The organism is Micromonospora sp. NPDC049102, assembly GCF_043197485.1.
Lineage (GTDB): Bacteria > Actinomycetota > Actinomycetes > Mycobacteriales > Micromonosporaceae > Micromonospora.
The window spans coordinates 1-26,331 of record NZ_JBICTE010000042.1; the positions used below are offsets into that span (position 1 = coordinate 1).

Here is a 26,331-nt window from a genome sequence, read left to right on the forward strand (position 1 = left end):
CAACCAGCGAGCCCGACCGAAAACCGGATACGCGACCAACTCCAAGATCCGCCACCCGGATTACCCCTTCAAGGCCGCATGACGAGGCACTAGCTCACGCGGTCCTGGCCCTCTGCGTGACGATGATGCAGCAGAGGACGACCGTCGCGGTCAGCGGCACTATGACGCTGAGGGGCTCGCCCAGCAGGAGAACCGCCCACACCAGGGTCAGCAGCGGCTGGGCGAGTTGGAGTTGGCTCGCTCGCGTCACCCCGATGAGGCCCATGCCGCGATACCAGACCACGAACCCACCGAACTGCGAGATGACCGCGATGTACGCCATACCCCCGATGGCCTCGGCCGTCACGCGCACCGGCTCGTGCGCAAGCGCGACCGCGCACACGGCGACGCTGACCGGAGCCGCGAGGACGACACCCCATGCGATGACCTGCCAGCCGGGCAGGTGCGCGGAGAGCCGCCCACCTTCGGCGTAGCCGGCGGCACAGACGAGCAACGCGGCGAACAGGTAGAGGTCGCCGAGCGTGGGCTGGCCGTGGTTCTGCGCGATGCTGAACGCGATGACCGTGGCCGCGCCGATCGAAGCGGCCGTCCAGAACAGTGTCGACGGGCGGCGTCCGGTGCGCAGCGCGGAGATCGTCGCGGTGGCCATCGGCAGCGCGCCGATGACAACGGCCGAGTGGGCCGTGGTCGACGTCTGTAGAGCGAACGTGGTCAGCAGCGGAAAGCCGATCACGCAGCCGGCCGCCACCACGGCGAGGGCTGGCCAGTCGCCGGCGGCCGGCAGGGGCGCGCGGGTGGCGAGGAGAGCGGTGAGTGCGATGGCGGCCGCCAGGACACCGCGAACCCCGGTGGCACTCCACGGCCCGAACCCGTCGAGCACCCAGTGGGTCGCCGGAAAGCTGAACGAGAAGCTCAGCACACCGAGCGCGGCGAATGTCGTCCCGTTCGCGAGTGGCGATATGCGAGCAAGGGTGATAGCGCTATTCTCCGTACTCATGTCAAACGGTAGCAGCAGTCATTCCTTGGCTGAGTCCATCGCCCAGGACATAGCGCTACTGCCGGAGGGCACCCGCATCGCCACCCACCGTGAGCTGGTGCGGCGCTTCGCCGCGAGCGGCACCACCGTCTCAGCGGCGCTGGCGCTGCTCGCCCAACGCGGACTGATCGCACCCCGTCCCGGCTCCGGGACGTACCGCACCGCGGCTCGCCCGGTAGTCCGCGCCGGGGACACGACCTGGCAGGAGGCGGCCCTCGACCCGGCGGGGGCGCAAGGAGCGTCGAGCGGCGCCCTGCGTGACTTCCACGCGCCCGCGCTGCTGCAGACGCTGTCGATGGCCGGGCCGGACATCGTCGACCTCAACGGCGGTTACCTTCATCCCGGGCTACAGCCGCTTGCCGCTCTGGCCTCGGCGATGTCGCGGGCAGCGAGACACCCGCAGGCGTGGGACCGCCCGCCCGCTGGAGGGCTGCCCGAACTGCGCGACTGGTTCGCCGCCGACATCGGCGGCGGCCTCGCTCGTCACGACGTCCTGGTGTGCGCGGCGGGGCAGAGTGCCCTGGCCATCGCGCTGCGCGCGCTCGCTCAGCCGGGAGATCCGGTCCTGGTGGAATCGCCGACCTACCCGGGCGCCATCGCCGCCGCCCACGCGGAGGGCCTGCGGCCGGTTCCGGTCCCCATGGACGCGGAAGGTCTGCGTGTGGACCATCTCGACCGGGCCCTCGCTCGAACTCGTGCGCGCGTCGTCATCGTCCAGCCGCTGTTCCAGAACCCCACCGGAGCCAGCATCTCGGCGGCCCGCCGGGACGAGATCCGAGCGCTCGCGCGCCGCCACGCCGCCTTCGTCATCGAAGACGACTTCGCCCGGCACATGGCGCACGCCGACGCCTCCATCGCCCCGCCGCCGATGGTCGCCGACGATCCGGACGGCACTGTCGTCCACATCAGATCCCTGACGAAGGTGACCTCACCGAACCTGCGCGTCGGTGCGATCGCAGCACGGGGCCCGGTCCTGGCCCGACTGCGATCCGCCCACGTCATCGACATGCTGATCGTGCCCGCTCCGCTTCAGCTGACCGCGCTGGAGGTGGTGACCGCACCCGGCTGGAGACGAGAGCGGAAGGCGCTCAGCGTCGCCCTGACCCACCGTCGTGAGGTGGCCACCGAAGCCGTCCTGACGGCCTTCGGCGACCACGCTCTCGCCCTGCGTCCGCGCGGCGGTTACCACCTGTGGGTGTCGCTTCCGGCGCACCTCGACGAGCACCAACTGATCCCTGCCGCTCTCGCCAAGGGCGTCGCGATCACGCCCGGAACGAACTTCTCCGTCACCGCCAACAGCCTCCGGCATGTCCGGCTCAGCTATGTCGCGGCACCGTCGGCCTCCGACGTCGACGACGCCATCCGCCGGCTCGCGCCACTGCTCATCGAGCCCTGATCCCCAGCCACCCGGGGACGCTCTCCGCGATGCGCGTCCACCCGCAGTTGCTGTCGGGCGTTCGGGGGCAGCGGACGGCGGGGCGCAGCACTACGGTGCGGAGGGTGGACAGTTCCGATCCGTTGGTGGCCGGCGTCGTGCACCACGCGCCCGGCTCGACCGTACGGCTGCGTCCGGTGGTCGAGGACGACGTGGCGATGTTGCGCCGGTTCGCGGTCGAGCCCGGGCTGATCGGGCTCGACTGGGCTGGCTTCCGGGATGCCGCCGCGCCGGCTCGCCGCCTCGGCGAGGACGGCTATCTCGGCGAGCGCACCGGCGGCCTGATCGTGCAGGTCGAGCCGGCGGCGGACTCCCGGGCGGGCTTCCTCAGCTATTCCCAGGGCCAGTACGGCGGTCGGGCGCCCTACTGGGAGATCGGCATCGTTCTACTGCCCGAGTGGCGCGGCCAGGGCATCGGCTGGCGGGCCCAGGCGCTGCTCTGCGACTACCTGTTCAGCCACACCCCGGCCCAGCGCATCCAGGCCGGCACGCATGCGGAGAACGTCGCCGAGCAGCGGTCGCTGGAGAAGGCTGGTTTCCAGTTGGAGGGCGTCGTGCGGGCGTGCGAGTTCCGGGCCGGTGCCTGGCGCGACGGGTGGCTCTACAGCCGGCTGCGCGACGACCGGTCACCGCTGTGATCACCGTCCGCCGCTTCGAGCGGGATCGGGAGAACTGCTTGTCGGTAACCGTCTGTCTGCCTAGCCTGCTGGTCGTGCACGCCCCTCACCTCCCGACGCGCGGGGTGGACCGGTGAGCGACAGTCTGCGTGAGATCGCTCGGCAGACGGTGGCGATCGCCGAGTCGGGGCGCTACCGCAATGGCAACGGTGTTGATGTCGTCCTCGGCGAGGCGGTACGCGCCGCGGTCGCCGGCACGCGGCATCACCTCCCGGACGAGGTGCTCGCGGTGCCGGACGCGGCACCTGGCCCCGCACGGGTGGAGGTGACACACGAGTCGACGTTGCAGGCGGCGTACCGGCTCGGGCCCGGTGCGGCGTGTCTGGTGTTCGCGTCGGCGAGGAGCCCGGGCGGCGGCTTCCTGAACGGGGCACAGGCGCAGGAGGAGAGCATCGCTCGCTCGTCGGCGTTGTACCCGTGCCTGAGCGCCGCGCCGGAGTTCTACGCGTTCCACCGTGGGCAGCACGATCTGCGGTACAGCGACAGGGTCATCTACTCCCCGCTCGTGCCGGTGTTCCGGGACGACGACGGAAATCTGCTCGAGCAGCCGTACACGACGTCGTTCCTGACCGCCGCGGCACCGAACCTCGGCGCGATCGTGCGCAACCAGCCCGCGCATGTGCCGGACGTGCCGGCGGTGCTGGCCCGGCGTGCGCGGCGGGTGCTGGAGGTCGCTGCCGCGTACGGACACCGATCGATCGTGTTGGGCGCCTGGGGGTGCGGGGTGTTCCGCAACGATCCCGCCACGGTGTCCGGCGCGTTCGCCGAGGCTCTACACGTGGTCGACCGATTCGACCACGTGGTGTTCGCCATCCACGACGGCCTTCCGGGCACCCCCGTGTATCGCGCCTTCGTGAAATGCCTGGCGGGATCTGCCGACGATGCGCCAGCGTCGGGTTAGTGCCGTGTCGCGCACAGGGCGTCACGATGCACGGTACTCCGTCCGCCTGCCCTGACGACGCCGACTACACCGAAGGCGCACACGGCGGCGAAACGTCGGCATTCGCGCGTGGCGAACGACGGGTATCCCTAACGACGGTTCAGCGTCGATCATTGCCCGAGATTGATATGAGTCATTCTCACCTCCGGGTGGAACGCCCGGGCGCGGAGGGCGAGACGTCGGCACCGTGGCCGGGCGAGACCATACGGCCCGACTCCGCGTCCCCGGAGGATCGCCATGCCCCGTCCCGCACTCCGTACCCGGCTCGCGGCGTTCACCGCCGCCACCCTCACCGCCGGCGTCCTGACGGTGACCCCGCCGTCAGCGGCGCTCGCCGCCACCACGTTCGCTGCCGACGACCACTGCCTCGGCCAGTGCTCCGACATCCTGCCCCCGGGGCAGAACGGCAACGCCACGCTCGTCGCCATCCTGGCGCACCAGGCGCTCGGCACCCGACCCGCGCACTCCAGCGACCAGCTCGACGAGTACGCGAACCTGGTCTACAACTACGCCGGGCTGACCGACGAGCAGATCGCCCACTTCTACAACGACGCCTCGTTCGGCGTACCGGCCGCGCAGGTCGAGAGCACTGTCTCGCCGCGCGCCGACGTCACCATCGTGCGGGACAGGGCCACCGGCGTCCCGCACGTCACCGGCACCACCCGCGCCGGCACCATGTTCGGCGCCGGCTACGCCGGTGCACAGGACCGGCTCTGGGTGATGGACCTGCTGCGGCATGTCGGTCGGGGCAACGTCACCTCGTTCGCCGGGGGCGCGCCCGGCAACCGGGAGCTGGAGCAGAGCGTCTGGGCCAACTCGCCCTACACTGAGGCGGACCTCCAGGCCCAGGTGGACGCGCTGCGTACCAAGGGCGTCCGGGGCCAGCAGCTCTACACCGACGTGGTCGACTACATCGCCGGCATCAACGCCTACATCGACAAGTCGATCGCCGACGACAACTACCCGGGCGAGTACGTGCTCGCCGGCGCGGGCAAGCCGAAGCACTTCACCATGACCGACCTGATCGCCACCGCCGGTGTGATCGGCGGCCTGTTCGGCGGGGGAGGCGGCAGCGAGATCCAGTCCGCGCTGGTCCGGGTGGCCGCCCGGGCCAAGTACGGCACCACCGAGGGCGACCGGGTCTGGGCTGCCTTCCGGTCGCAGAACGATCCGGAGACCGTACTCACCCTCCATGAGGGACAGAGCTTCCCGTACGGGGCGACGCCGTCCGGCGCGACCAGCGCGGTGCTCCCCGACGCCGGCACGGTGGTCGCCGAACCCCTGGCGTACGACGCCAGCGGTGGGGCTGCCACCCGTACCGGGTCGAGTACCACCACCCAGGGGCTGGTCGGCGGCCTGTCCAACCTGCGCGCGCACGGCATGTCCAACGCGGTGGTGGTCGCCGGGCGGCACACCACCACCGGCAACCCGGTAGCCGTGTTCGGGCCACAGACCGGCTACTTCGCGCCGCAACTGCTGATGCTCCAGGAGTTGCAGGGGCCGGGGATCAGCGCTCGTGGGGCCGCGTTCGCCGGGCTCAACCTCTACGTGCTGCTCGGCCGCGGCCAGGACTACGCGTGGAGCGCCACCTCCGCCTCGCAGGACCTCACCGACACGTACGCGGTGCCCCTGTGCACCACCGACGGCACCGCGCCGACGCTGCGGTCCAACCGCTACCTCTATCACGGGCAGTGCCTCGCCATGGAGGCGTTGGAGCAGCGCAACTCGTGGTCACCCACGCTGGCCGACTCCACCCCCGCCGGCTCGTACACGCTGCGAGCGCTGCGCACCAGGTACGGGCTGGTTTCCTATCGGGGCCTGGTGAACGGGCAGCCGACGGCCTTCACCAAGCTGCGCTCCACCTACCGGCACGAGGCCGACTCGGCGATCGGTTTCCAGGCCTTCAACGACCCGTCGGCGATGGGCAGCGCGGCAGCGTTCCAGGCGTCGTCCGCCAGTGTCGGGTACGCGTTCAACTGGTTCTACGTCAACTCGACCGAGGCGGCGTACTACAACTCCGGCTCGAACCCGGTCCGTTCGTCCGTCACCGACCCGAACCTGCCCGCGAAGGCGGAACCGGCGTACGAGTGGGCCGGCTGGAATCCCGACACCAACGACGCCACGTACGCCCCGGCGTCGGCGCATCCGCAGTCGGTGAACCAGGACTACTACGTCAGCTGGAACAACAAGCAGGCGCGGGACTTCGGGGCGGCCGACGGCAACTTCAGCTTCGGCTCCGTACACCGGGGTCAGCTTCTCGACGGCCCGGTGCGGGCCGCGATCGCCCAACGGAAGCTCGGCCGCGCCGACGTCGTCAAGATCATGGCGGATGCGGCGGTGACCGACCTGCGCGGCCAGCAGGTTCTCGGCGACCTGCTGCGCGTGCTGGACAGCACGCCGGTCACCGACCCGGCGCTGGCCGACGCGGTGGGCAAGCTGCGGGCCTGGCAGCAGGCGGGCGCCCGCCGGGTGGAGACGTCACCCGGCTCGAAGGTCTACCAGCACGCCGACGCCATCCGGATCTTCGACGCCTGGTGGCCGCTGCTGGCCTCGGCGGAGTTCCGCCCCGGGCTCGGGCCGGACCTCTACGCCGCGTTGGTCGACGCCATCGAGGTCAACGAGGCCCCGTCGGGCGGCCAGAACGGCGGCCGTGACGGCGGCGCGAGCTGGGCGTTGCAAGGTCAGGCGCACAAGGGCTCGTCGTTCCAGCACGGCTGGTGGGGCTACGTCGACAAGGACGTGCGCGCCGTGCTCGGCGACCCGGTGTCCGGCGGGCTGGGCCGCGCGTACTGCGGCAACGGCAGCCTCGGCGCGTGCCGGCAGGCCCTGCTGGACACGCTCGGTCAGGCCGCCGTGGTGCCGGCCACCACTGTCTATCCGGGCGACAAGTCCTGCGGGGCCGGCGACCAGTGGTGCGCCGACTCGATCGCCCAGTCCGGGCTCGGCGGCATCACCCACCCCCTGATCGCCTGGCAGAACCGTCCCACCTACCAGCAGGTGGTCTCGTTCCCGGCGCGCCGGGGCGACGACGTCACCAACCTGGCCAAGGGCCGTCTGGCGACCGCGTCGAGCACTCAGTTCCTGACCAGCTACACCCCGGACAAGGCGGTCGACGGCAGCCTCGGCAGCCGGTGGGCCAGCAGCTACAACGACAACCAGTGGCTCCGGGTCGACCTCGGCGCTGCCCGCACTGTCAGCCGGGCGGTCCTGCGCTGGGAATCCGCCTACGCCACCTCGTACCGGATCGAGGTCTCCGGCGACGGCAGCTCCTGGACGCCGGTGTTCACCACCACCGCCGGCAACGGTGGCGTCGACAACGCCACCTTCGCGCCGGTCACCGCCCGCTACGTGCGGGTGTACGGCGTGACGCGGGCCACCTCGTACGGGTTCTCACTCCACGAATTCGAGCTGTACGGACGGTGACCCCACCCGCAGGGGCGGCGGGGACCATTCGCCGCCCCTGCGGGGACGGGGCCGTGGGGTGACATCGGGGACCTGCGGGCAGCGCCCGACCGGTGGCGTCCGGACAACGGAGGGATGAAGCGAAACGTACGGCTGGGGCAGTTGACCGGCACACGCGTCGACGGCGCGGTGACGACGGGGGCGGTGGCCACCGGCGCGCGGGCTGCGGGGGCAGCCTCGCTCGGCGCCCTGGCAGTAGGGCGCTGGCCGTCGGGGCGGTGGCTGTCGGGGTGCTGGTCATCGGGCGGCTGGCCGTCCGTCGGTTGGAGATCGGCGAGCTGGTGGTGCACAGCCGAAAGTGACTCTCCGGAGACGGCCGAACACGTGCTGAAAGCACAGTCCAGGTCGAGCGGGGGCAACCGAAATTGGTGCCGAAGAAAGGTGACCAAATCGCCCCTCCGGCCCGTCTCTTGAGTGACGGATGGTTACGGCTGACGGTCGGCCGAGGGGGGTACGGGGCATGGGCGATCTGCGTGGGCGTTTCAGGGACGAACTGGCCCGACACGTCGCCCCACCGTTGGGTGATCTGGTCCAGCAGTCGGTGGTGCAGGGTCGCCGACTCCGCCGTAAGCGCCGCCTGACGCAGCTCGGCGCCGGCGGATCGGCGTTGGCGGTGCTGCTCGTGATCGGCCTGGCCGTCGGGTCACTCGCCGGCGGTGCCGATGGCGGTGGTCGGTCCGGTGAGCCGGACGTGGGTTCGTTAGGTGGGCTGGTCGACACCGTCTCGCCGTCCCCGGGTGGTGGGTTCGGTCCGGGTGCCGGGCAGTCGCCGGGTGCGGCCGCGTCGCCGACTCCCCGGCCCACGGCCGTGGTGATCGACAAGGTGCGGATCGGGGCGGGGCCGCACGGCGAGCTGCTGACGACCACGCCGCAGGGCGCTCTGGAACTGTTGACCTGGCTCCTGCCCAAGGGGAAGGTCAGCGGTTACGCGAGCCTGGAGAGCGGTGGCGCGGGCCCCGGCATGCCGTACGTCCAGATCTATCTGGATCGGGGCGACGGGCCGGGCATGGTGCGGCTCTCGGTCTACCAGGACCACCTCGGCGGCGGTCCCGCCCCGGGGACGGTGGAACTGACGGAAGTGCCCGGTAACTGCCTGCAGGACAAGATGGTCACGGTGCACCACCGCGACGGCCTGCAGATCGACGTGCTGATCTCCACCTGTCTGGCGTGGGACGGCAAGGAGGCCTCGCCGGCGCCGGCCGTCCTCACCGTGCGGGAGGCGACCTCGATCGCCGCCAACCCGATCTGGGGGACGAGGCTGCCGGCCAAGTTCGTCGAGAGCGGTGCCAAGAACTTCCCGAATCTGGCCAGGTCGAATGGCTGACGAAGACTTCGTGGAATTCGCGCAGGCAGCCGCTGGCCGCCTGCGCGATGCTGCGTTCCTGATGTGCCGGGACTGGCATCTCGCGCAGGACCTCACCCAGACCACGCTTGCCAAGGTGTACGCCAACTGGGGCCGGGTCTGTCGGGCCGACGACCCCTACGCGTACGCCCGCAAGATACTGCTGCGCTGCGTGATCGACCAGCAACGGCGTCGCTCCAGCCGCGAGCTGGCGATTCCGGCCCCGCCGGATCGGGGTGAGGAGCATCCGGCGGAGCTGCGCATGACCCTGCTCGACGCGGTCGCCACCCTGCCGGTGCGCGATCGGGCGATCATCGTCCTGCGCTACTGGGACGACCTGAGCGTGGAGACGACCGCCGAGGTCGTGGGCGTCTCCACGGCCGTCGTCAAGAGCCAGAGCATGCGCTCCCTCGGCCGGCTGCGCGAGTTGCTCGGCGAGACCCGTTCCGAGCTGTTCGCCGAGGAGCGTCATTGACCGGCCGGGAGGTGGCGGAGTGGATCCCCCGTGGTGTCGGGTCGCCCACCGGCAACGGCCGCGTTTGTCCCGAATTGATGGGGAGGGCACCACCACGTCTCGTCGGCGAGGGCGTGACCTGCGGTGGCAATCATCTGTGTCTGGGGAGGTTCCGGTGTCCGTACCGAGCAGCATGAGCTGTCGAGGCCCGGTCGCTGTCGTGTCGTTGGTCCTGTCGACGTTTGTGGTGTTGCTCACGGGGTGCCAGCAGGGGGAGCCCGGCGTCGATGCCGATGAGTCGCCCACCGCGGCCGTCGAGCGGAGTGGTCTGAGCATGCTGCTGGGCGCGGGTGATCTGGGTTCGGGCTGGCACGAGGACGACGCTCGGACCGGCCTGCCGCCCTGGCCGTGGGAGCAGGACGACTGCCCCAACTACCTGAGCAGCGACTATGCGGCGAAGTCGCACCGGCGCGCTGCGGTCGAACGTTACTACCGGTTGCCGGACGGCTCGTCACCGGCGCACCATGTCGTGGAGACGTACGAACCCGGATGGGCCGAGCAGAACGTCGATGACGTCCACCAGGTCATCCGCCGGTGCGCGAGCTACATGGTCCACGGTGCGACGGTCTCCTTCGACATCGTCGACTCGCAGTATCTGGGGGGCGTCGGACTGCTCGTCCGAGGCCGCATCTACCATTCCCAGACCCCTGCTACCACGAGGTACTTCGTCATGTTGAAACGAGGCGAGACGGTCTCGACCGTCAGCCTGCCCGACCTGGGCGACCAGGCAGCGGTCGATTCGATCGCGGCGAAGGCGGTGGCCCGCCTTGGCTGAGCGGGGAGGTCGGAAGCTGCCACGCCGTTGGGTCGTCTCCGCGGCGACCATGTCTCTCGCCGGCATCGCGACGGCCGCCTACGGTGCCACGCGTGCTCGCGACGATGACGGAGCCGGCTCGTCGCCCGGCCCATCGCCGGCCAAGCCGATCCCCACGACGCCGTCCGTCGACCCGGTCAAGGAGGCGAGGGCCCGTATCGAGGCCTTCGTGAAGCCGTACAAGGGCCATCTGGCGGTAGCGGTACTGGACCGACAGGGAACGGCTGCCGTGACGGCCGGCACCGCGCGGTTCGAGACGGCCAGCATCGTCAAGGTCAACATCCTTGCGGCTCTCCTGCTGCGTCAGACGCCGCCGGGCAAGGCCCTGAGTTCGGGGACCAGACGGCTGGCCGAGGCCATGATCGAGTCCAGTGACAACGAGGCTACCGAGACCCTGTGGCTGAAGATCGACGGTTCGCGCGGTCTCACCGCCGCGAACCGCGCGCTCGGTCTGCGGGAGACCAAGCCCAGCGCGCACTGGGGGATAACCACCACCACCGCCGCCGACCAGCTCCGTCTGCTGACCGCGCTGACGTCGTCGAAGGGACCGTTGACCCCGCAGGACCGTACCTTCGTCATGGGCCTGATGAATAAGGTGATTCCCGAGCAACGATGGGGAGTCCCCGCCGGGCGGACGCCGGACGCCCGTTCCGTGTACGTCAAGAACGGCTGGGACACCGCCGACGCCGACGGTGGCCGCTGGATCGTCAACAGCATCGGCCGGATCGTGGAGGACCGCCACGACTGGCTGATCGCCGTGCTCTCCAACCATCACGTCAGCCAGGAGGCGGGCGTCCGCGTCGTCGAGAAGGCCGCCACGTACGTCCTCAAGGAGATGCGCGCCGCCACGGCGGACGACGCCCCCGCGCCCGGATAGGCCGGGCGTCGTGGCGCACCTCGGACCGCTCGGGAGGGCGAGTCACCGAACGGCCGGTCAGGTCCGGTCGGCGGCGGCGAGGGGCAGCTGCGCGACCGGCACGAGTCGCCGGACACCGCGGCTCGGGCTGGGCTGCTCGGTGCCCTTGACGGTCGCGATGTCGGCCGCGAGCGCCTCGATCTGTTGCCGGGTCACGCCCGGCATGCAGATCAGGTGGCTGATGCCGCCGTCGGCGTTGGACAGGCCGTGGCGGCGGGCGATCGCCGGCGGCGGGGTCGTGAAGTACACCGTGAAGGCGTGCACGTTGCGCCAGGCGGGCCAACCGACGCTGGCCAGCAGGGAATGGGCGAAGCGGGCCGTCTCACGGGCGCGTTCGGCGCGCTCGCGGTGCCCGTCCTCGCCGAGCAGTCGCAGCGCGTACCACATCTGGACGGCGAGTTGCCCGCAGCGCGAGCCGCTGATGGTGCTGTCGGTCGTGGCGGTGTAGGAGATTCGACGCGCTGCCCGCTGCAGTGAACGGCGGGTCATGACCAGGCCGCCGGGAACGGTGGTGCCGTAGAACTTGTGGCTGGAGATGGCCACGGAGTCGACCACGCTGCCGAGGTCGATGGCCACCGGCCGGTCCGGCAGCAGGGCCAACGGCACACCCGCGAGCGCGCCGTCGACGTGCAGGTGGGCGTTGCGGATCGCCAGTTCGGACAGGGCGCGGCGCACACGGGCGGGATCGTCCACCGCCTCCGTGACGGTCGTGCCGGCGTTGGCAACGACGATGGCGGGCCGGTCCCTGCGCCGCGCCAGCTCGCCCCGCAGATCGTGATAGTCGATCTCTCCGGTGGCGTCGGTGCGGATGACGACCTCGGGAAGGTTCAGCATGCCTGCGGTCTTGCGGATCCAGTCGTGGGTGGCCTGGCTGTAGTAGAGCACCGGACTCGTGCCCGCGAACCGGTCGCGGGCGAGCAGGATGGCTGCCTGGTTCGCCTCGGTGCCACCGCCGGTCAGATAGCCCCACCGATCGTCGGCGGGGGCGCCGAAAAGGTCTGCGTGCCAGTCGAGGACCTTGCGCTCGTAGGCCTTCGTGTGGCCGGTGTCGGGGTCGGTCTCCGGGTCGCCGACGTTATTGATCAGCAGGCCGAACAGCGATGTCACTGGTCCGTAGTCGATGTCCACTGCGGCCGGGAAGCCGATCGACCTGTGTGCTGTCAGAGTGGCTCGCAAGTGCTCGATCTCAGCAGCGAGAGACAGGTCGTCGGGAACGCTGGTGGGGGAGGTCACGGGTTCTCCGTTGATAGGCAACTAAGCGAAGAGTGGACCATGAGGTCGACCACCAGGCAACCGCCGTTAGGCCGTGTGTCAAGGTCCTCGGTCGAGCAGAGGGGCGGACGGCGGACACCACGATGAGGGTGATGCCTGTGAGTCATCTTGATGACCCACAGGCATCACGCTCAATGGAGGGGGCGGCTCCGATCCGGCCGGACCACGGGCACGCGAGCGACGGTTCACCAGCGGCCGAAGCGGCCGGTCCTCTCGGCCTCCGCAGGCCGGCCAGGGGCTTTGACACACGGCCTAAGCGCGATCAAGCCGACTCGTGGTGCATGGTTGATCGCGGTGTGTGTGCGATGAGAGGCTGTGGCGACGTCTTTGGAGGGACTACCAACGTGGCGTACGACAGGCCAGCAACTCGCTCGGGTCCTTTTGAGAGCAATCCCGAGGATTGGAGAGCGGCGGCGACTGCCGGAAGGACGGCGGCCGTGCCGTGGGACCAGCCCTCGGGCAGCCACTCGTCACCCCCGCCCGAGGTGCCGGCGACGGTCGGACGGCACGGGTGGGTGGCGCCCACGAGCGCGATGCCGTCACCGGTGGTCGAGCAACACCCACCGGTTCCCTGGCCGTCCGCGCCGTCCGCGTACCCGCCGCCGCCCGACCCGTCGCCGGCCACACGGGAGTCACCGCCTGCGCCGCCGATCAGTGATCCGGAGACGCGGCGGATCTGGGCCTCACTGCGATCCTCCGCGCTGAGCCGGGTCGGGCTGATGAACACCATGCACGGCCGCCACGCGTGGGCGCAGCGTCGGCGTAACCCTTTGTGCCCCTACGGCTTCGCGTTCCTGTACGCCGTGCCGGTCATGGGGTCCACAGTGGAGCGATCGGTCTTCGAGGTCGGCGTGGCGACACGTCTCGACAAGGCTGGCGAGGACGTGTCGCACCTGCCCAGGTTGCTCTACGATCTCGCGCAGACAGCGCGGCACTACCTCGACCACGGTGGCCTGGACCCGCGTCAGCCACCACAGATGTGCAACCGTGTCGACGAGCGGGTCAACGCCGACTCGACGTTCATCGGCCTGGCGGTCAGCTCACTCGATGGTCCGCTCGGCACCTGGGAGCAGACGATGCGCCGGATCGAAGGCGAGGATCGTATTCCCGGACGCTTCTTCATCCAGCTGATGGACCCCGAAGAGACCCGGATCGTCGTCGACCGGCCCACCGACCCGTGGGAGCGGCCGCTGATCCAGTCGACGACGCCGCTCTACGAGACGTGGCGACCGTTGCAGAGCAACCCGGGTGACGCTCCTATCTGGACCGGTATCGCCCAGCTGGCGACGCTCGTGCACCTGGGCGCCCAGCGGATCGGCTCGGCGAGAGGCGCGACGACGTAAGCCAGTACGACGACAGCAGGCGGTGCCGCCTCGGCGGCACCGCCTGCTTCAGGTCCGGAGACGGCACTCAGAGCGTCAGGTGGCTCAGATCCTCGTCGACCTGCCGCGTGGGGTTGGTCTCGCGCTCACCGATGCCGGTGAGTACGTCCGGCCGACTGGTCCGCACGCTGATCGCCCAGAGCACACCGATGACGACGAAGACGCCGACCGTGCCCGGCACCAGCCACGCCCGGTGTGAGCCGGGAGGCGTGCCGAGCGCCGCGCTGATGTTGACGAGCGTGACGAGCAGGATCACCGCGATGGCGACACCGCCCAGCGTGGGTGCGATCGCCCGCGCCCACAGCGACTCGCTGCGCCCACCACCGCGCGCGAAGTAGCGGACGGTGGCGAGCGAACTGGTCGCCATCAGCAGCATCAGACTGACTGCGGCGATGTTGCTCAGCCAGGTGAACATGGTCAGCGCCTCGGCGCCGCTCACCACGAACAGCAGGATGACGATCAGGGCGGTGACCGACTGGGTGATCGATCCACCCTGCGGCGCGCCGGACCCACCCTCACGGATCGTCGCCAGGCGAGCGGGCAGCAGCCGGTCCTTGCCGAGGGCGAAGAGGTACCTCGCCACGCTGTTGTGGAAGCTGATCATCGCCGCGAGGACGCTGCTGACCAACAGCAGGCCGCCCAGTGCCACCAACAGCACGCCGGCACTACCGGCGCGGGAGCCCGAGAAGACCTCGAACGGCAGTGGCGCTGCCGGGTCGCGGGCCAGGTCGACGACCCGGTCAGCACCCACCGTGGCCACCATCGCCCACGCGCACAGGGCGTAGAGCAGGCCCAGGCCGACGATGACGTAGATGATGCTGCGTGACACCGCCCGCGGTGTCCGCGCCTCCGCACCGTACGCGGCGATGGTCTCGGTGCCGAAGAACGCGGCGAAGCCGAGCGGAAGCACCGCGAGCCCCGCCACCACGCCGGTGTCGAACAACTGCGTCGGGTTCAGCGCCGCGAAGGTCAGGTGACCACCGGCTGGGTGCGCGAGGCCGACCAGCACGAACACGAGCAGCAGGGTGATCTCGACGATCAGGATGGTCCCGAACATCGCGGTGCTGACGCCCGTGCGTTGCAGGCCGAACGCCGCGACGATGGCCCACGCGATGAGGGCCCCGATCCACCACGGCCCGCCGACCAGTCCGCTGATCACGGAACCCAGCAGCCCGTACAGCGAGATTTGAATGGTGTTGTAGGCGAGCAGAACCACCGGCGCGCCCGCCACCCCGACGAGCCGGGACAACCCGGCGGCGAGGGCGGTGTAGAAGATTCCACTGGGCTGCACGTAACGGGCGATGGCGATGTACCCCGGCGCCCAGAGGAGCATCACGACCGTCAGGAGCAGGAAACTGGAGGCCACACCGGTGTTACCGGTGGCCGCGTAGGTGGCGACGATACCGCCGACGAGAACGGCCATCGGGGACGACGCGGTCGTGCCGAACGTCACCAGCGAACTTGTCCGCAGAGTCTTGCGTGCCAGTCCCCTCTCGGCGGACACCGTCAGGGGGGTCACCGAAGGCGTGACCATATGTAAACCTCCACAGGTTTAAGGCGATCGATCGGGGGACGGGACGCGATGACCTTACAGGTGATCCCACGGTTACTGGGAGCAGTGGTCCGCAGAATTTGAACGGCCCGGAGAATGGTGCCGTGATTCGACGGGCGGCGTCTCGTGTCCTGTGTGGACGTCCTTTTCGATGATCGGTGGCGGCCTCGCCAGAGGGAGCTGGAATCACCCTGGCGAGGGAGGCTGAACCGCCGTCGACGGTGCGATGGTCGGGTCACGGCCGGTGGTTCGCCGGAGGATCCGAGGTGGCGCGGCGTGGCTGGTGGCTGCGGTCGCACGGGGGACGGGGTGACCATGACGAAGCAGGCGGTCCGGGCGGCACGGATGTTCGACGCGTTGGCCGAGGAGACGGCGGCCATGCTGCTGGGGACGAAGGCGACGGCGGCCGCGACGGACATCGCCGCCCCGGCCAGCGCTGCGACGATGCGACGGCTTCTCATGGTTCACTCCCCAGGCTTCGGCGACCCGCGACCTCCACGTCGTCGCGTTCATCCGCTCGGCCAGGAACTGCTCGAGCTCGGGTGCGGTCGTACGGTCCTGGCGCGAGATGGAGTAGTGACAGGGTTTGTCCCACCAGGCCGCTGTTGTCGTACGCGCCTTGAGCGGGAGGCCGGCGATCGGACCCTGGACGGCGCAGAGGGCGCGCGCAAGGGCCTCGTCGACGCCGCCGGCGAAGTCTTCGAGGAAGGTGCTCTCGCTGAGCTGCGTACCCGTTCTACATCGGGCAGGGTGCGGGTGGTCGGCCGGTAACCCTGTTCCTCGCGCCGCTGGCGATGGGGCTGCGCCGCCAGGTGGCCCAGGCGCGAGAAGTCTCGGCACCCATCACGGGCCACCGGGGCGCTTTCGTCGTATCGGGTCAGTCGGCCTGGTCGGGTCGATGTTCAGCGATCCACCGGGCAACATCGCGCCGACGCCACACCTTGCCCATCGCGAGCACGGCAACCGGGCCAGGGAAGCCCTTGCTGTTCGCGATGATGCTGACCCGCTGCCGGCTGATCCCGCCGAGCATGTTTCGGATCTCCGCAACGCCGACCAGATCCATGCCCTTGACGGTAGGCAACAACGTGTGGTAGCCGAGCGACAGCGTGTGAGCATGACGTTGCGCCACACCCCATCCGATCACTGCTTGCCGATCTCCGCAGGACACGCACCCATCCGCCCGACCTGGCACTGCCGCCGGGGGTGCGGAGTCTGGCCGTGCGCAACCGCCCGACTGACCCTGCGAGCCGTGTTCGACGGCGACCCGGTCGGGCTGTCGATCGAGATAGCCGGCTACCTCTTCGACGGGACCGGCGACATGGTGAAGCTCAACCCTCACGACATGCCCGGCCCTGAAGCCCTGTTCGTTAGGTTCGTCGGATGGACCAGGCGCAGGCCGTTCACGTAGCCAGAGAGGAGGGCGCCCCGGCACCTCGGGGCGGCCGGGGCCCTGGCGCTTGATCTCGGCGGTCCCGCTAGCTAGGCCGTGTGTCAAAGCCCCTGGCCGGCCTGCGGAGGCCGAGAGGATCGGCCGTTTCGGCCGCTGGTGCGCCGTCGCTCGCGGGCCCGTGGTCCGGCCGGATCGGAGCCGCCCGCTCCATTGAGGGTGATGCCTGTGGGTCATCATGATGACTCACAGGCATCACTCTCATCGTGGTGTCCGCCGTCCGCCCCTCTGCTCGACCGAGGACCTTGACACACGGCCTAGAACGACTCTGGAACCGTGGCACGATCTCGGGCGCTGAGACATGGCAGTACGGCCGTTTGGCGCACCCCCAGGTGCCCCGCTATCGCTGACGTTGTAGCTCGGGCTCAGTGCTCTCGCCGACGGACCGCGCGGCCGAACCTACGGTTTGCGGGCGAGCAGCCCGACGAAGGTGTGATAGGTGTCGGTCTGCTGCGGAGCGGACGCGCCCGGCTCCGGACGCCACTCGGCCAGCGGCACCAGCCCCGGTTCCAGCACCTCCAAGCCGTCGACGAAGGAAAGGATCTCCTCGTCCGTACGCCAGCGGCCGGTGCCCAGCGACTCGTTGAAGACCCGCTCGACCTCGCGGGCCTTGCGGGAGCCCTCCGGGTCGCGCTCGCCTGGGTCGCAGAAGTGCGAGACCGCCACGTAGCTGCCGGAGGGCAGCGCGTCGATCAGCTCCGCCGCCACCGCTCGGGGGTCCTCGTCGTCACCGAGGTGGTGCAGGATCGCGAAGAGCAGCAGCCCGATCGGCCGGTCGAAATCGAGGAACCGACGTACGTCCGGGTGGTGCAGAATCTCCTGCGGCGTCCGGATGTCCGCCTGGATCACCGTCGCGGTGCCGTCCGCGGCGAGCAGTGCCCGCCCGTGCGTCAGGACTATCGGGTCGTTGTCCACGTAGACGACCTGAGTCTTCGGGTTCTGCTCGGTGGCGACCTCGTGCACGTTGCCCTGCGTGGGCAGCCCCGATCCGATGTCGAGGAACTGGTCGATGCCCGCCTCGGAGACGAGGAAGCGGATCACCCGACGGAGGAAGGCCCGGTTCGCCTGGCCGGCGGCCGGCCCGTCCGGGGTGATCCGTAGGGCGTGCTCGGCGACCTGTCGGTCGGCCTCGAAGTTGTCCTTGCCGCCCAGGAAGAAGTCGTAGACCCGGGCGACGCTGGGAATGCGGGGGTCGATGCCCGGGGGTGCCGCCTTGTCGCGGGTCACAGGCGTCTCCATTCGATACGAATCAGCGCAGGCTGAGGACTGTGGACGGTGCCGGCGTTGCGGCGAGTGTAGCGATCGGACAGAAAGATTTTCGCCCCGGCTGGTATCGCTCCCAGCTAGTCGTCCGCTCACCAGCGCACTCACCGGCCGACGTGCCGTAATGCCGCCGACCGACTAGTGAGACGCGATGGCGATCATCGATATTTGGCCAGCATCGTCGACGTATGACAGGCGTCTCGTCGTACTCGCTGTTCCGCCGTCCGGGGCCGGATCTGCTGGCAGCCGTCATGGTGTCGACGGTGGTGCTCGCCACCGCTCTGGGCGCCGCGCCGGCGGCCGACGCCGGCACCGCGCCGCCGACTCCGACTTCGGCGCCCAGCACGCCGAACACCTCGCTCTTCCCGCCGGGCCCGCCCACGAACCTGACCGCCAGCGAGGTGCGGGCCGGCTCGGTGACCCTCACCTGGACGGCCGCCAAGCCCGGCTGTTGCGCCATCGCCGGGTACGACATCACGTACTACCAGGCGTTCGACGACGTCATCTACAGCGCCAGCGTCGGTGCCGTCACGAGCACCACGATCAGCTTCTACATCGGGCCGGGCAAGCAGTACTCGTTCCGGATGGCCGCGCGGGACACCCTCGGGCCTGGAATGAGGGCAAGGTCGTCAACAACGACTTCGCCCCGCTGGCCGGCCTGTTGAAGCAGGGCTACAACGCCACGAAGGCGTGCGGCAGCGGCATCCCGGTGATGATCCACACCGCCAACGCCGACAGCAACGCCAACGCCCGCTGGTTCTACGACGGCATCCGCGCCCAGGGGGTGCAGTGGGACATCACGGCCCTGTCCTACTACTGCATGTGGCACGGCAGCCTGGCGAACCTCTACAACAACATCGTCGACCTGCGCGGTCGCTACGGCCGGCCGGTGGTGATCGCGGAGACCGCGTACCCCTTCACCCGCAACAACGCGGACAGCGAGCCGAACGCCATCGGCGACGCGACGTGCGACGGCATCAGCGCGACCTGGTCGGGCCAGGCCCAGGAGTTCGACTGGGTCCAGAACACGGCTCGCAACGCCGGGGCCGTCGGTGTCTTCTACTGGGAACCGACCTGGTACGCCGTCAACGGCAACGGCTGGGACCCGGCCAACATCAACGGCACCGGGAACCAGTGGGACAACATGGCGGTCTTCGACTGGTCCGGGCGGGTTAACCCGAACGTACGCTGGACGCCCTGACCTCCGCTGAGACGCGGTGACTCGTCAACGCGAAGCGCCCCCGCCCGATGAGCGGGGGCGCTGCCGTGCAGATCGTCAGACGGTCGTACGTGACCACTGCTGGTTGGCGCCGCTGTTGCACGTGTACTGCTTGAGGACCACGCCGTCGGCGGTCGACGAGGCCGGTACGTCCACGCACTTGCCGCTGTGCCGGGCGCGGAGCTGGAAGTAGCTGCCGTTGGCGACCATCTGGAACTGCTGGTTGGTGCCACTGCCGCAGGTGTACTGGATCAGCTCGGCGCCGTCAGCGGTCGAGGCGCTCGTGACGTCGAGGCACTTTCCGCTGTTCCTGCTGATGATGCGCCAGTAGCCGCTGCCGGCGTCCTGGAACTGCCACTGCTGCCACGCGTTGCCGCCGTACGTGTACTGGCCGACGCGCGCGCCGTTGTCGGTGTTCGGCGACTGGACGTCCATCGCCTTGCCGCTGTGCCGCACGTCGATCCGGTAGAACGTCCCCGTCGTCGGCGGAGGCGTCGTGGGATCGCCGCCACCGATGGTGTCACCCCATCCGTAGCGGATGCGGTCCGCGCCGGAGGTGTTGCGGATGGTGAGGTTGAGGTCGGTGCCGCTGCCGCTGAGCGAGTACATCGAGTACCAGTCGTAGCCGATGCTGCCCGGCTTGCCGCCGAGGGCGGGCCAGTAGGTGCCGCCCATCTGGTTGTCCCGCGTGACCTGGGCCATGGCGCGGATGTAGCGCACGAAGTTGTCGGTGCTGTTCGCGTCGCCGTAGTTGCGGCCGTCGTTCATGGGCGCGCCGAACTCGGTGGCGACCGCCCGTGCGGCGCAGTTGCCGAGGCGGGCCTGGATGTGGCTGCGGAAGGCGTCGTAGGTCATCGCGCCGTAGAAGAAGGCGTAGTAGTGGAAGGACAGCAGCGTCGAGTTGAAGCGGCTGTCGTTGCAGATGTCCCGCAGGTCCTGGCTGAACCCGGTGCCACCGATGAGCACCCGGCTGGGTGCGGCCGAGTAGTGGTAGGTGAGCCAGTTGGCCGCGACGTTGCGCCACTCGGTCGAGCTGTAGCCGTGCGGCTCGTTCATCGGCTCGAAGTAGACGTTGGTGTTCGCGCCGTACGTGTTGGTCACCGTGGACCACATGGCGTTCCACGCGGCGAGATTCGTGATCCTGCCGCCGGAGGCGGCCCCGTCCTCCCAGTAGGCGAGGATCACCTTGAATCCTCGCGCCGTGGCGGCGTCGATAGCGCCTCGATACGCCTCCCACCAGGCCGTCCCCACGGTGTGGGTGTTGATGGGCAGTCGGACGGTGTTGACGCCCATGGTGGACGCGAGGTCGTCGTAGAGGGCGTTGGCCTTGGCCCGCACCGTCGCGTTGCTGTCGGACATGCTCAGGCCCTGCACGACGAGGGGGCCGGTACTGAAGTTGTCACCCAGCACGGCCCAGTTCATGCCTCGGAACTGACTGGTGGCGGCGGCGGCCGGCGTCGACGTGACGGCGACGCCGCCCACCATCGCGGTCAGCGCGGCCACCAGGGCGACAAGCGTCCGTCGTAACAGTCGTGGATCGCGCGTCGAATCAGGTGCGCGGCCAACGGGTGGTGTGACCATGATGCCTCCGTGGCGGTCGTGGATGTGTTAGCGCTAACACGAACCGCGGACGTGAGTGGTCGAATCGCGGCGTGACGCAGGTGCCGCACAGGTGGACCCGGCACCTCACCCTGATGCGGACAGCGTGTGTTCTGCGTGTTAAGCGCGTGTTGCAGCCAAGTGTTAGCGATCGCATCTGGGGTGTCAAGGCATCGACATCCCTCGCTGGTGAGGCGATCGCCGGCCTCGTCGCGGGGCAGCGGATGCCGATCACCCGGTGACAGGATCGGTATCCACGGCCTCGTGCTGCTGGACCGGGACCTGGTCGACGGGGTGGCCGGGGGCCGACGCAGCCACCCAACGGCAGATCGCGATCTGGGCGGCGCGGCAGGCGTGCACCCTAGCCGGCATCGCTGACCTCGACTGGATGGCACCGGCGTGGGCGGCTCTGGATCGGGGCGAGCCGCTACCGGACGATGTCGCCGACGCGAACGCGTTGTGGGCGCGCATCCTGGGTAGGCCGGCCGTCACGTTCGCGGTCCATTCGCTGCGCCGGGCGGGTGAGGCGCCGTCCGACCTGCTGCGCGCGGGTCTCGACGCACCGGTGGACCCGGTCCCGATGGCGCTGCCGGCACTCGTGGCCGCCGGGGAGCCGGACCCCTTGCAGGCAGCCTTGGAGGCGCTGTGGGCCGCGGTCGGCACCTACGCCTTCCGGCGGGACGAGTTCCTGGCGGAGGTGCGGCGGGTCTTCCCGATCGTCGACCGGCCCGACCAGGACTGATCCGCGCTGCCGCCATACCCGGGACGGCTCCTCGTCAGGTGGCACGGCCGGGCGCGGCGCCGTCCGGTCCTGCGAGGCCGACCACGAGTGGGCCACGACGTCCCAGCGCCCACACGGTGAGCGCGAGGCAGCAGAGTCCCACTCCCGAAACGGAGACCGCCGGCCAGCCGCCCACGGACCAGAGTGTGCTGGCGGCCGCGGAGCCGGCGGCGGCGCCGACGAAGTTGCTGACCGACAGGGCCGTGTTGAGCCGGCTGCGGGCCTCGTTGCTGAGGGCGAACAACCGCGCCCGGTTGAGCAGGGCCTGCGTCTGGAAAGCGACATCGATCACGACACCGACGATCCGACCACGGTGCGCATCGCCGGCCAGGTCCCCGGCGAGCGGCGTGAGGACCTGCCCGGAGATCGTCGTGACGCCCAGCACGCCAAGAGCGACGAGGAGCACGCCGATCGACGGCGCCAACGCGCACAGCAGCAGCGCGACGGCCGAGGCCAGGAACATCACCGGGACGAAGCGGCGGCGGTCCAGGATGTCGCCGAGCGGTACGAGCAGCAGGACGCCGACGGCGTACCCGATCTGCGTCGCGGTGACGAGCCAGCCCGCGGTCGCGGTCGGCGCGTCCAGGTCCTCGGCGATGAAGCTGAGCAGCGGTTGCACCCAGTACAGGTTGGCGATGGCCGCGCCCGCCGCCACCGAGAGGAGGAAGGTCAGCCGGCGGTTCAGCGCCGAGGGCGATGCCGGGCGGGGCCCTGCCACCCCGCCACGCTAGTCGACAAGCGGTCCGCGCCGCAGTTCGCGCAGTACGCCGTGCCGGCGTACCGCCCAGGCGAGACGCCGGACGCTCTGGTGCCGTACGAACAGCGCGGCCGCTCGGCGGATCATGCCGAACCGATGGTCACCGACCTGGTTCTCCATCGCCTGCCAGATCAGCTCGCGCACCTTCGCGCTGTCCAGGACGGACCGCAGCTCACGCCGTACCGCAGGGTCTTCGCCCGCCGAGGCGATGGCAGCCGCCAGGCCCGGTCGGTCGGCGAGCGGCTCCACCGCCGCCGCGACGAGCGGCCGGCGCGCCTCGTCCCGCTCCAACAGCAGCAACACGGCCTCCCGGATCTCGACCGTCTCCAGGCTCGACCGCAGCAGGTCCAGCAGACTGCGCTCGACCGCACCGTCGTGATCCGGTACGGCCAGCGTGGCCAGCAGCACGGACACCTCGTCGAGGTCGATGAGGTGTCGCAACCCGTCGCGGAACTCGGGCAGCCCCCACGCAACCTGTAGCGCCTTCACGAGATCGCGGTTCATGCGCCATCCGCTACCCGTAATCGCCTGCGGGCGAAACTCCCGCGACCACCCGTCGGCCGCGACCGGGGCCGGACTCCGACCGGTCGGAGGCGTGCCGGGCCGGCGGGGCACTATCGTTCTGGAGTGCGCATCCGTTTCGACGTCCCCGCCGATCCCGCCTACCCCGCTCGCGTGGCGGCCACCCTCGCCGGTGTCCGGCTGCGCCGGTACAGCTACGTCGGCGCGGTGCTGGTGGTGGTCGGGGCGATCGGTCTGGCGCTCTCGCGCGGGTTGGCCTGGGGCGAGCGGGCGTCACCGCTGTGGACGGCGTTGCTGGTGTGCGGCGTGCTGTCGATGCTGTACCTGCCCTGGGTGCGGTCGCGGGCACGACGCCGCTCGGGTACTTACGCCGTCGAGGGCGCCTACGAGATCACCGACGACAACATCATGATGCGCAGCGGGTCGGAGTCGGGCGGTATCGCGTGGGACGGCGTCGCGCAGGTGCGGGACACTCCGGACTTCTGGATCGTGTTCGTCGGCCGGATGCCGGCGACCGTGATCCCCCGGTGGTTGATGTCCGTCGAGGATGCCGAGACGTTGCGGAGCTTCATGGCCGACCGGGATCTGCTCCGAACGCGGTGAGCGCGCTCACCCCTTCCGGGGCGCGCCAGCGGTGCCTCCTGGTGAGGCCGCGTCCCGGACGGCGCGGGGTCGGTTCTGCGGCTGGGCGAGCAAGCGCAGGTACGCCGCACGGTCGAACGGGTCGCCGTCGGCGCGGGGCCGGCGCGGCGGCTCGCCGGACACCGGTCGGTCACCGCCGGGGCCCGACGACCACAGGCCCTCCCCGCTGGACAGGTCGGGCAGCTGCCGCTGCGCCTGACGTTCGAGCCGCGCCGGCAGCACGCCGGTGATCCGCCAGCCGGCAGCGACATCGTCCGTGCCGTCGACCCGGGCGCCGAGCCGGCTCAGGTACGACGTGACCGGACCGAGGCGGTCGGCCGGAACCTCCGCCTCGAAGCGGCGGTACGGCTCGAAGACCCGCGTGCCGGCCTCTGCGAGCGCCCGCATGAGGACGTAGGGCGCGAGGTCCCGAAAGTGCCCGGCGGTGGTGATCGGCGACCAGTAGCCGCTGTGGGTCAGGGTGATCCGGATGTCGGTGACGGGCCAGCCGTGACAGCCCTGGTCGAGGGCCGCGCGGGTGGCCTCCTCGATGGCGGTGTGGAACGACAGTGGCAGTGAGCCGAGTTCGAAGAGCGTGGCGGTCAGCACCTCGCGCTGCACATCGCCGTAGAGCAGCACACTCGTGCCGCCGTCCGGAGCCACCCGCGTCCGCAGGAACGGGTCGGTGTCGGCGATGTCCACCAGCGCGGCGTGCAGGGCCAACGTCTGGGACACCTCGCGGGGTCGCACCACCGCCTCCAGGGTCGGCGCGGGAAAGTACGACCGACCGTCGAGGCCGGCCGGGCTGCCGAGCTGGTCGCCGAGGCGTACACCGGTCAGGCCGGCGACCCGGGCGATGTGGCCGGCGGTCAGCGCGGTGGGCGCGGCCGGGGCGGTGGTCGCGCCGACCACGTCGAGCCGGGTGATCCGCCCGCGTGTCGCGGTGGTCCGGCCATCCGGCCCTCGGCGGTACGCGGTGACCCGATCGCGCGCCCGGAACTGCCCGCCGTACGCGCGCAGATACGCCACCCGCTCGCCAGCGGGGTCGCGCTCGATGGCGAACACCCGCGCCCGCGGATCCGGCTCGGCCGGCGGGGACGCCGGGAGCACCGCCGCGATGGCGTCCAGCAGCTCGGGTACGCCGGTGCCGGACAGCGCCGAGCCGAACAGCAGCGGGTGCACCTGCCCGGCCGCGACCTGGGTCCGAAGCGCCTCGTCGATGCGGTCGGCGTCGGGTGGCAGGTCGTCCACCAGGGCGGCCAGCAGTTCGTCGTCGTGCTCGGCGAGCGCCTCGGCGAGCGCCTCGGCGAGCCGGTGGGCGGCGCTGTGGTCGTACCCCGGATGGTGTGGCCGGTAGGTGGCCTCGGGGGTGCCGGGCGCGCGGACCGTGCCCAGCGGGACGACGGCCGGGGTGAGGAGCCGGCGCACGTCCGCGACCAGCTCGTCGGCGCGGGCGCCGACCCGGTCGATCTTGTTGACGAAGACCAGGGTGGGCAGCCGGAGCGACCGGAGGATCCGCATGATCCGGCGACTGTGCGGCTGGACGCCCTCGACGGCCGACAGCACCAGAACGGCCGCGTCGAGCACGCCGAGCGCGCGCTCCACCTCGGCCACGAAGTCGCTGTGGCCGGGGGTGTCGAGCAGGTTGACCCGGCGGTCCCGCACGGTTAACGAGGCGACGGCGCTGCGGATGGTGATGCCCCGGCGGCGCTCGATCTCGCCATTGTCGGTCTGGGTGGTGCCGGCATCGACGCTGCCGAGCCGGTCGATGACGCCGGTGGTGTACAGCAGGCGTTCGGTCAGGCTGGTCTTACCGGCGTCGACATGGGCGACGATGCCAAGGTTGATGGTCTGCACAGGCTGTCAGGTCCTCGAAAGCTCGCGTCCGGATGGGCGGGGTTTCGAGTCCTCGCATCGCCGTGCTCCTGTCTGCGGGCTGGTGCCGAGCCGTGGGAACCCGGTCCTTCTCCGGTCAGGCTGGCACGGTCGGGGACGTCGGGCCACCGATTAACGCGCGTGCTTGATTAGATAGTGATCAGTCAATAGATTGAGGGCGGGCGTCACCGGGGGCCGGGCAACAACCGGACCGGTGACTGACAGCTCCACCTCGAGCCGGGCACGTCGGTCGTACGCATCGACCAGTCGCTGTGGCGCATCGCCGCGCCGCACCCGGCGTGTCGGCGCACCGCGTCCGCCCCGGACGCGCGCTGCCGCGCCGGTTCCTCCCGCTCGATGGCAGAAGGACACTTTCCATGACGATTTTCCGCGCCCGCCCCGCCCCGACCCTCGCGGTCGTCGCCGCGCTGGCCGCTGCCGTGACCGCGACCGGCACGGCCCTGCTCGTCGTACCGGCCGCAGCCGCCCAGGGCTGCCGGGTCGACTACACGCCCAACCAGTGGCCTGGCGGCTTCACCGCCAGTGTCAAGGTCAGCCCGGGCGACACCGCCGTCTCCAGTTGGACCGTGACCTGGACCTACGGCGGGAACGAGCGTGTCACGAACGGCTGGAACGCCACGGTCAGCCAGTCCGGATCGACGGTGACAGCCCGCAACATGTCGTACAACGGCGGCATCCCGGCCGGCGGCGCCACCGAGTTCGGCGTCCAGGGCACGTACGGCACCAGCGGAGGCGCACCGATCGGGTTCACCCTGAACGGCGTGCCGTGCAACGGCGTCGCGCCGACCACGCCTCCGCCGACCACGCCGCCCCCGACGACGCCTCCGCCGACCACGCCGCCCCCGACGACGCCTCCGCCGACCACGCCGCCCCCGACGACGCCG

General features: G+C 70.3%; 24 protein-coding genes and 1 pseudogene. 16 read left to right on the plus strand and 9 right to left on the minus strand.

All coding sequences use genetic code 11. The annotated features are described in order from the left end of the window. Positions 1 to 94: 94 nt before the first annotated feature. Positions 95 to 997: a DMT family transporter gene (locus ACGFH9_RS28205; RefSeq protein WP_393225063.1), complete on the minus strand. Its 903-nt coding sequence runs from the start codon at positions 995 to 997 to the stop codon at positions 95 to 97. Positions 998 to 1,022: 25 nt separating this feature from the next. Between ACGFH9_RS28205 and ACGFH9_RS28210 the strand changes: the two genes are divergently transcribed. The 8 genes from ACGFH9_RS28210 to ACGFH9_RS28245 all read left to right on the plus strand — a co-directional run bounded on the left by ACGFH9_RS28210 (position 1,023) and on the right by ACGFH9_RS28245 (position 11,097). Then, a complete protein-coding gene (locus ACGFH9_RS28210; protein ID WP_393225066.1) occupies positions 1,023 to 2,432 on the plus strand; it encodes a PLP-dependent aminotransferase family protein in 1,410 nt (469 codons plus the stop codon). A gap of 104 nt (positions 2,433 to 2,536) precedes the next feature. Next, on the plus strand, positions 2,537 to 3,109 hold the full coding sequence (locus tag ACGFH9_RS28215) for a GNAT family N-acetyltransferase (RefSeq protein WP_393225069.1): 573 nt from the start codon (positions 2,537 to 2,539) through the stop codon (positions 3,107 to 3,109). Positions 3,110 to 3,221: 112 nt separating this feature from the next. After that, on the plus strand, positions 3,222 to 4,049 hold the full coding sequence (locus ACGFH9_RS28220) for a TIGR02452 family protein (protein WP_393225072.1): 828 nt from the start codon (positions 3,222 to 3,224) through the stop codon (positions 4,047 to 4,049). 276 nt (positions 4,050 to 4,325) lie between these two features. Then, positions 4,326 to 7,511: a penicillin acylase family protein gene (locus tag ACGFH9_RS28225; protein ID WP_393225075.1), complete on the plus strand. Its 3,186-nt coding sequence runs from the start codon at positions 4,326 to 4,328 to the stop codon at positions 7,509 to 7,511. 499 nt (positions 7,512 to 8,010) lie between these two features. Further along, complete coding sequence (locus ACGFH9_RS28230; RefSeq protein WP_393225078.1) at positions 8,011 to 8,874, plus strand: hypothetical protein; 864 nt, start codon at positions 8,011 to 8,013, stop codon at positions 8,872 to 8,874. Continuing rightward, positions 8,867 to 9,367, plus strand: a complete 501-nt coding sequence (locus ACGFH9_RS28235) for a SigE family RNA polymerase sigma factor (RefSeq protein WP_393225080.1) — start codon at positions 8,867 to 8,869, stop codon at positions 9,365 to 9,367. Before ACGFH9_RS28230 ends, ACGFH9_RS28235 begins: the two co-directional genes overlap by 8 nt. Before the next feature lie 205 nt (positions 9,368 to 9,572). Beyond that, entirely contained in the window at positions 9,573 to 10,181 is a 609-nt protein-coding gene (locus ACGFH9_RS28240; RefSeq protein WP_393225083.1) for a hypothetical protein, read from the plus strand. Further along, complete coding sequence (locus ACGFH9_RS28245) at positions 10,174 to 11,097, plus strand: serine hydrolase (protein WP_393225086.1); 924 nt, start codon at positions 10,174 to 10,176, stop codon at positions 11,095 to 11,097. The genes ACGFH9_RS28240 and ACGFH9_RS28245 overlap by 8 nt, the downstream gene beginning before the upstream one ends. Before the next feature lie 57 nt (positions 11,098 to 11,154). Here ACGFH9_RS28245 and ACGFH9_RS28250 read toward each other — a convergent pair whose 3' ends face one another. Continuing rightward, entirely contained in the window at positions 11,155 to 12,369 is a 1,215-nt protein-coding gene (locus ACGFH9_RS28250) for a histidine decarboxylase (protein ID WP_393225089.1), read from the minus strand. Positions 12,370 to 12,845: 476 nt separating this feature from the next. On the opposite strand from ACGFH9_RS28250, the gene ACGFH9_RS28255 reads away from it, so the two are divergent. Next, positions 12,846 to 13,751, plus strand: coding sequence for a hypothetical protein (locus ACGFH9_RS28255; protein ID WP_393225092.1), 906 nt, complete (start codon positions 12,846 to 12,848; stop codon positions 13,749 to 13,751). Between the two features lie 67 nt (positions 13,752 to 13,818). Here the strand turns inward: ACGFH9_RS28255 and ACGFH9_RS28260 are convergent, their stop codons facing one another. Next, a complete protein-coding gene (locus ACGFH9_RS28260) occupies positions 13,819 to 15,309 on the minus strand; it encodes an APC family permease (RefSeq protein ID WP_393225094.1) in 1,491 nt (496 codons plus the stop codon). A 348-nt stretch (positions 15,310 to 15,657) separates the two neighbouring features. Here ACGFH9_RS28260 and ACGFH9_RS28265 point away from each other — a divergent pair, with 348 nt between their 5' ends. Next, complete coding sequence (locus ACGFH9_RS28265; protein ID WP_393225096.1) at positions 15,658 to 16,113, plus strand: hypothetical protein; 456 nt, start codon at positions 15,658 to 15,660, stop codon at positions 16,111 to 16,113. A gap of 106 nt (positions 16,114 to 16,219) precedes the next feature. On the opposite strand, the gene ACGFH9_RS28270 is transcribed toward ACGFH9_RS28265, so the two are convergent. Then, positions 16,220 to 16,405: a hypothetical protein gene (locus tag ACGFH9_RS28270; protein ID WP_393225098.1), complete on the minus strand. Its 186-nt coding sequence runs from the start codon at positions 16,403 to 16,405 to the stop codon at positions 16,220 to 16,222. 186 nt (positions 16,406 to 16,591) lie between these two features. Here ACGFH9_RS28270 and ACGFH9_RS28275 point away from each other — a divergent pair, with 186 nt between their 5' ends. After that, positions 16,592 to 16,750: a hypothetical protein gene (locus ACGFH9_RS28275; protein ID WP_393225101.1), complete on the plus strand. Its 159-nt coding sequence runs from the start codon at positions 16,592 to 16,594 to the stop codon at positions 16,748 to 16,750. Between the two features lie 438 nt (positions 16,751 to 17,188). Here the strand turns inward: ACGFH9_RS28275 and ACGFH9_RS28280 are convergent, their stop codons facing one another. Next, on the minus strand, positions 17,189 to 18,016 hold the full coding sequence (locus tag ACGFH9_RS28280; protein ID WP_393225103.1) for an SAM-dependent methyltransferase: 828 nt from the start codon (positions 18,014 to 18,016) through the stop codon (positions 17,189 to 17,191). Between the two features lie 287 nt (positions 18,017 to 18,303). On the opposite strand from ACGFH9_RS28280, the gene ACGFH9_RS28285 reads away from it, so the two are divergent. Continuing rightward, positions 18,304 to 18,717 carry a fibronectin type III domain-containing protein gene (locus ACGFH9_RS28285; protein WP_393225187.1) on the plus strand — a complete coding sequence of 138 codons (414 nt, stop codon included), beginning with the start codon at positions 18,304 to 18,306 and terminating at the stop codon, positions 18,715 to 18,717. Next, positions 18,663 to 19,253: pseudogene (locus ACGFH9_RS28290) on the plus strand (glycosyl hydrolase 53 family protein); the annotation flags it as partial. The gene ACGFH9_RS28285 and the pseudogene ACGFH9_RS28290, both read left to right, overlap by 55 nt. A gap of 75 nt (positions 19,254 to 19,328) precedes the next feature. Here the strand turns inward: ACGFH9_RS28290 and ACGFH9_RS28295 are convergent. Then, complete coding sequence (locus ACGFH9_RS28295) at positions 19,329 to 20,852, minus strand: RICIN domain-containing protein (protein ID WP_393225106.1); 1,524 nt, start codon at positions 20,850 to 20,852, stop codon at positions 19,329 to 19,331. A 406-nt stretch (positions 20,853 to 21,258) separates the two neighbouring features. On the opposite strand from ACGFH9_RS28295, the gene ACGFH9_RS28300 reads away from it, so the two are divergent. Further along, complete coding sequence (locus tag ACGFH9_RS28300; RefSeq protein ID WP_393225109.1) at positions 21,259 to 21,612, plus strand: hypothetical protein; 354 nt, start codon at positions 21,259 to 21,261, stop codon at positions 21,610 to 21,612. A 34-nt stretch (positions 21,613 to 21,646) separates the two neighbouring features. On the opposite strand, the gene ACGFH9_RS28305 is transcribed toward ACGFH9_RS28300, so the two are convergent. Continuing rightward, positions 21,647 to 22,369 (minus strand): MFS transporter, encoded by a 723-nt coding sequence (locus tag ACGFH9_RS28305; RefSeq protein ID WP_393225112.1) that lies wholly within the window; start codon positions 22,367 to 22,369, stop codon positions 21,647 to 21,649. Positions 22,370 to 22,378: 9 nt separating this feature from the next. Continuing rightward, on the minus strand, positions 22,379 to 22,912 hold the full coding sequence (locus tag ACGFH9_RS28310; protein ID WP_393225114.1) for a hypothetical protein: 534 nt from the start codon (positions 22,910 to 22,912) through the stop codon (positions 22,379 to 22,381). A gap of 123 nt (positions 22,913 to 23,035) precedes the next feature. Here ACGFH9_RS28310 and ACGFH9_RS28315 point away from each other — a divergent pair, with 123 nt between their 5' ends. Then, positions 23,036 to 23,533: a YcxB family protein gene (locus ACGFH9_RS28315; RefSeq protein WP_393225117.1), complete on the plus strand. Its 498-nt coding sequence runs from the start codon at positions 23,036 to 23,038 to the stop codon at positions 23,531 to 23,533. Positions 23,534 to 23,539: 6 nt separating this feature from the next. Here ACGFH9_RS28315 and ACGFH9_RS28320 read toward each other — a convergent pair whose 3' ends face one another. Next, positions 23,540 to 25,408, minus strand: coding sequence for a GTP-binding protein (locus tag ACGFH9_RS28320; protein ID WP_393225120.1), 1,869 nt, complete (start codon positions 25,406 to 25,408; stop codon positions 23,540 to 23,542). 395 nt (positions 25,409 to 25,803) lie between these two features. On the opposite strand from ACGFH9_RS28320, the gene ACGFH9_RS28325 reads away from it, so the two are divergent. Further along, on the plus strand, positions 25,804 to 26,331 hold a 528-nt coding region (locus ACGFH9_RS28325; protein WP_393225123.1), incomplete at its 3' end, for a cellulose binding domain-containing protein.

Coding starts and splice junctions, on each gene's coding strand:
- ACGFH9_RS28225 (WP_393225075.1), top strand. CDS start 4,326: ATGCCCCGTCCCGCACTCCGTACCCGGCTCGCGGCGTTCACCGCCGCC.
- ACGFH9_RS28205 (WP_393225063.1), bottom strand. CDS start 997: ATGAGTACGGAGAATAGCGCTATCACCCTTGCTCGCATATCGCCACTC.
- ACGFH9_RS28300 (WP_393225109.1), top strand. CDS start 21,259: ATGGCACCGGCGTGGGCGGCTCTGGATCGGGGCGAGCCGCTACCGGAC.
- ACGFH9_RS28265 (WP_393225096.1), top strand. CDS start 15,658: ATGACGAAGCAGGCGGTCCGGGCGGCACGGATGTTCGACGCGTTGGCC.
- ACGFH9_RS28310 (WP_393225114.1), bottom strand. CDS start 22,912: ATGAACCGCGATCTCGTGAAGGCGCTACAGGTTGCGTGGGGGCTGCCC.
- ACGFH9_RS28295 (WP_393225106.1), bottom strand. CDS start 20,852: ATGGTCACACCACCCGTTGGCCGCGCACCTGATTCGACGCGCGATCCA.
- ACGFH9_RS28285 (WP_393225187.1), top strand. CDS start 18,304: ATGGTGTCGACGGTGGTGCTCGCCACCGCTCTGGGCGCCGCGCCGGCG.
- ACGFH9_RS28270 (WP_393225098.1), bottom strand. CDS start 16,405: ATGGATCTGGTCGGCGTTGCGGAGATCCGAAACATGCTCGGCGGGATC.
- ACGFH9_RS28235 (WP_393225080.1), top strand. CDS start 8,867: ATGGCTGACGAAGACTTCGTGGAATTCGCGCAGGCAGCCGCTGGCCGC.
- ACGFH9_RS28230 (WP_393225078.1), top strand. CDS start 8,011: ATGGGCGATCTGCGTGGGCGTTTCAGGGACGAACTGGCCCGACACGTC.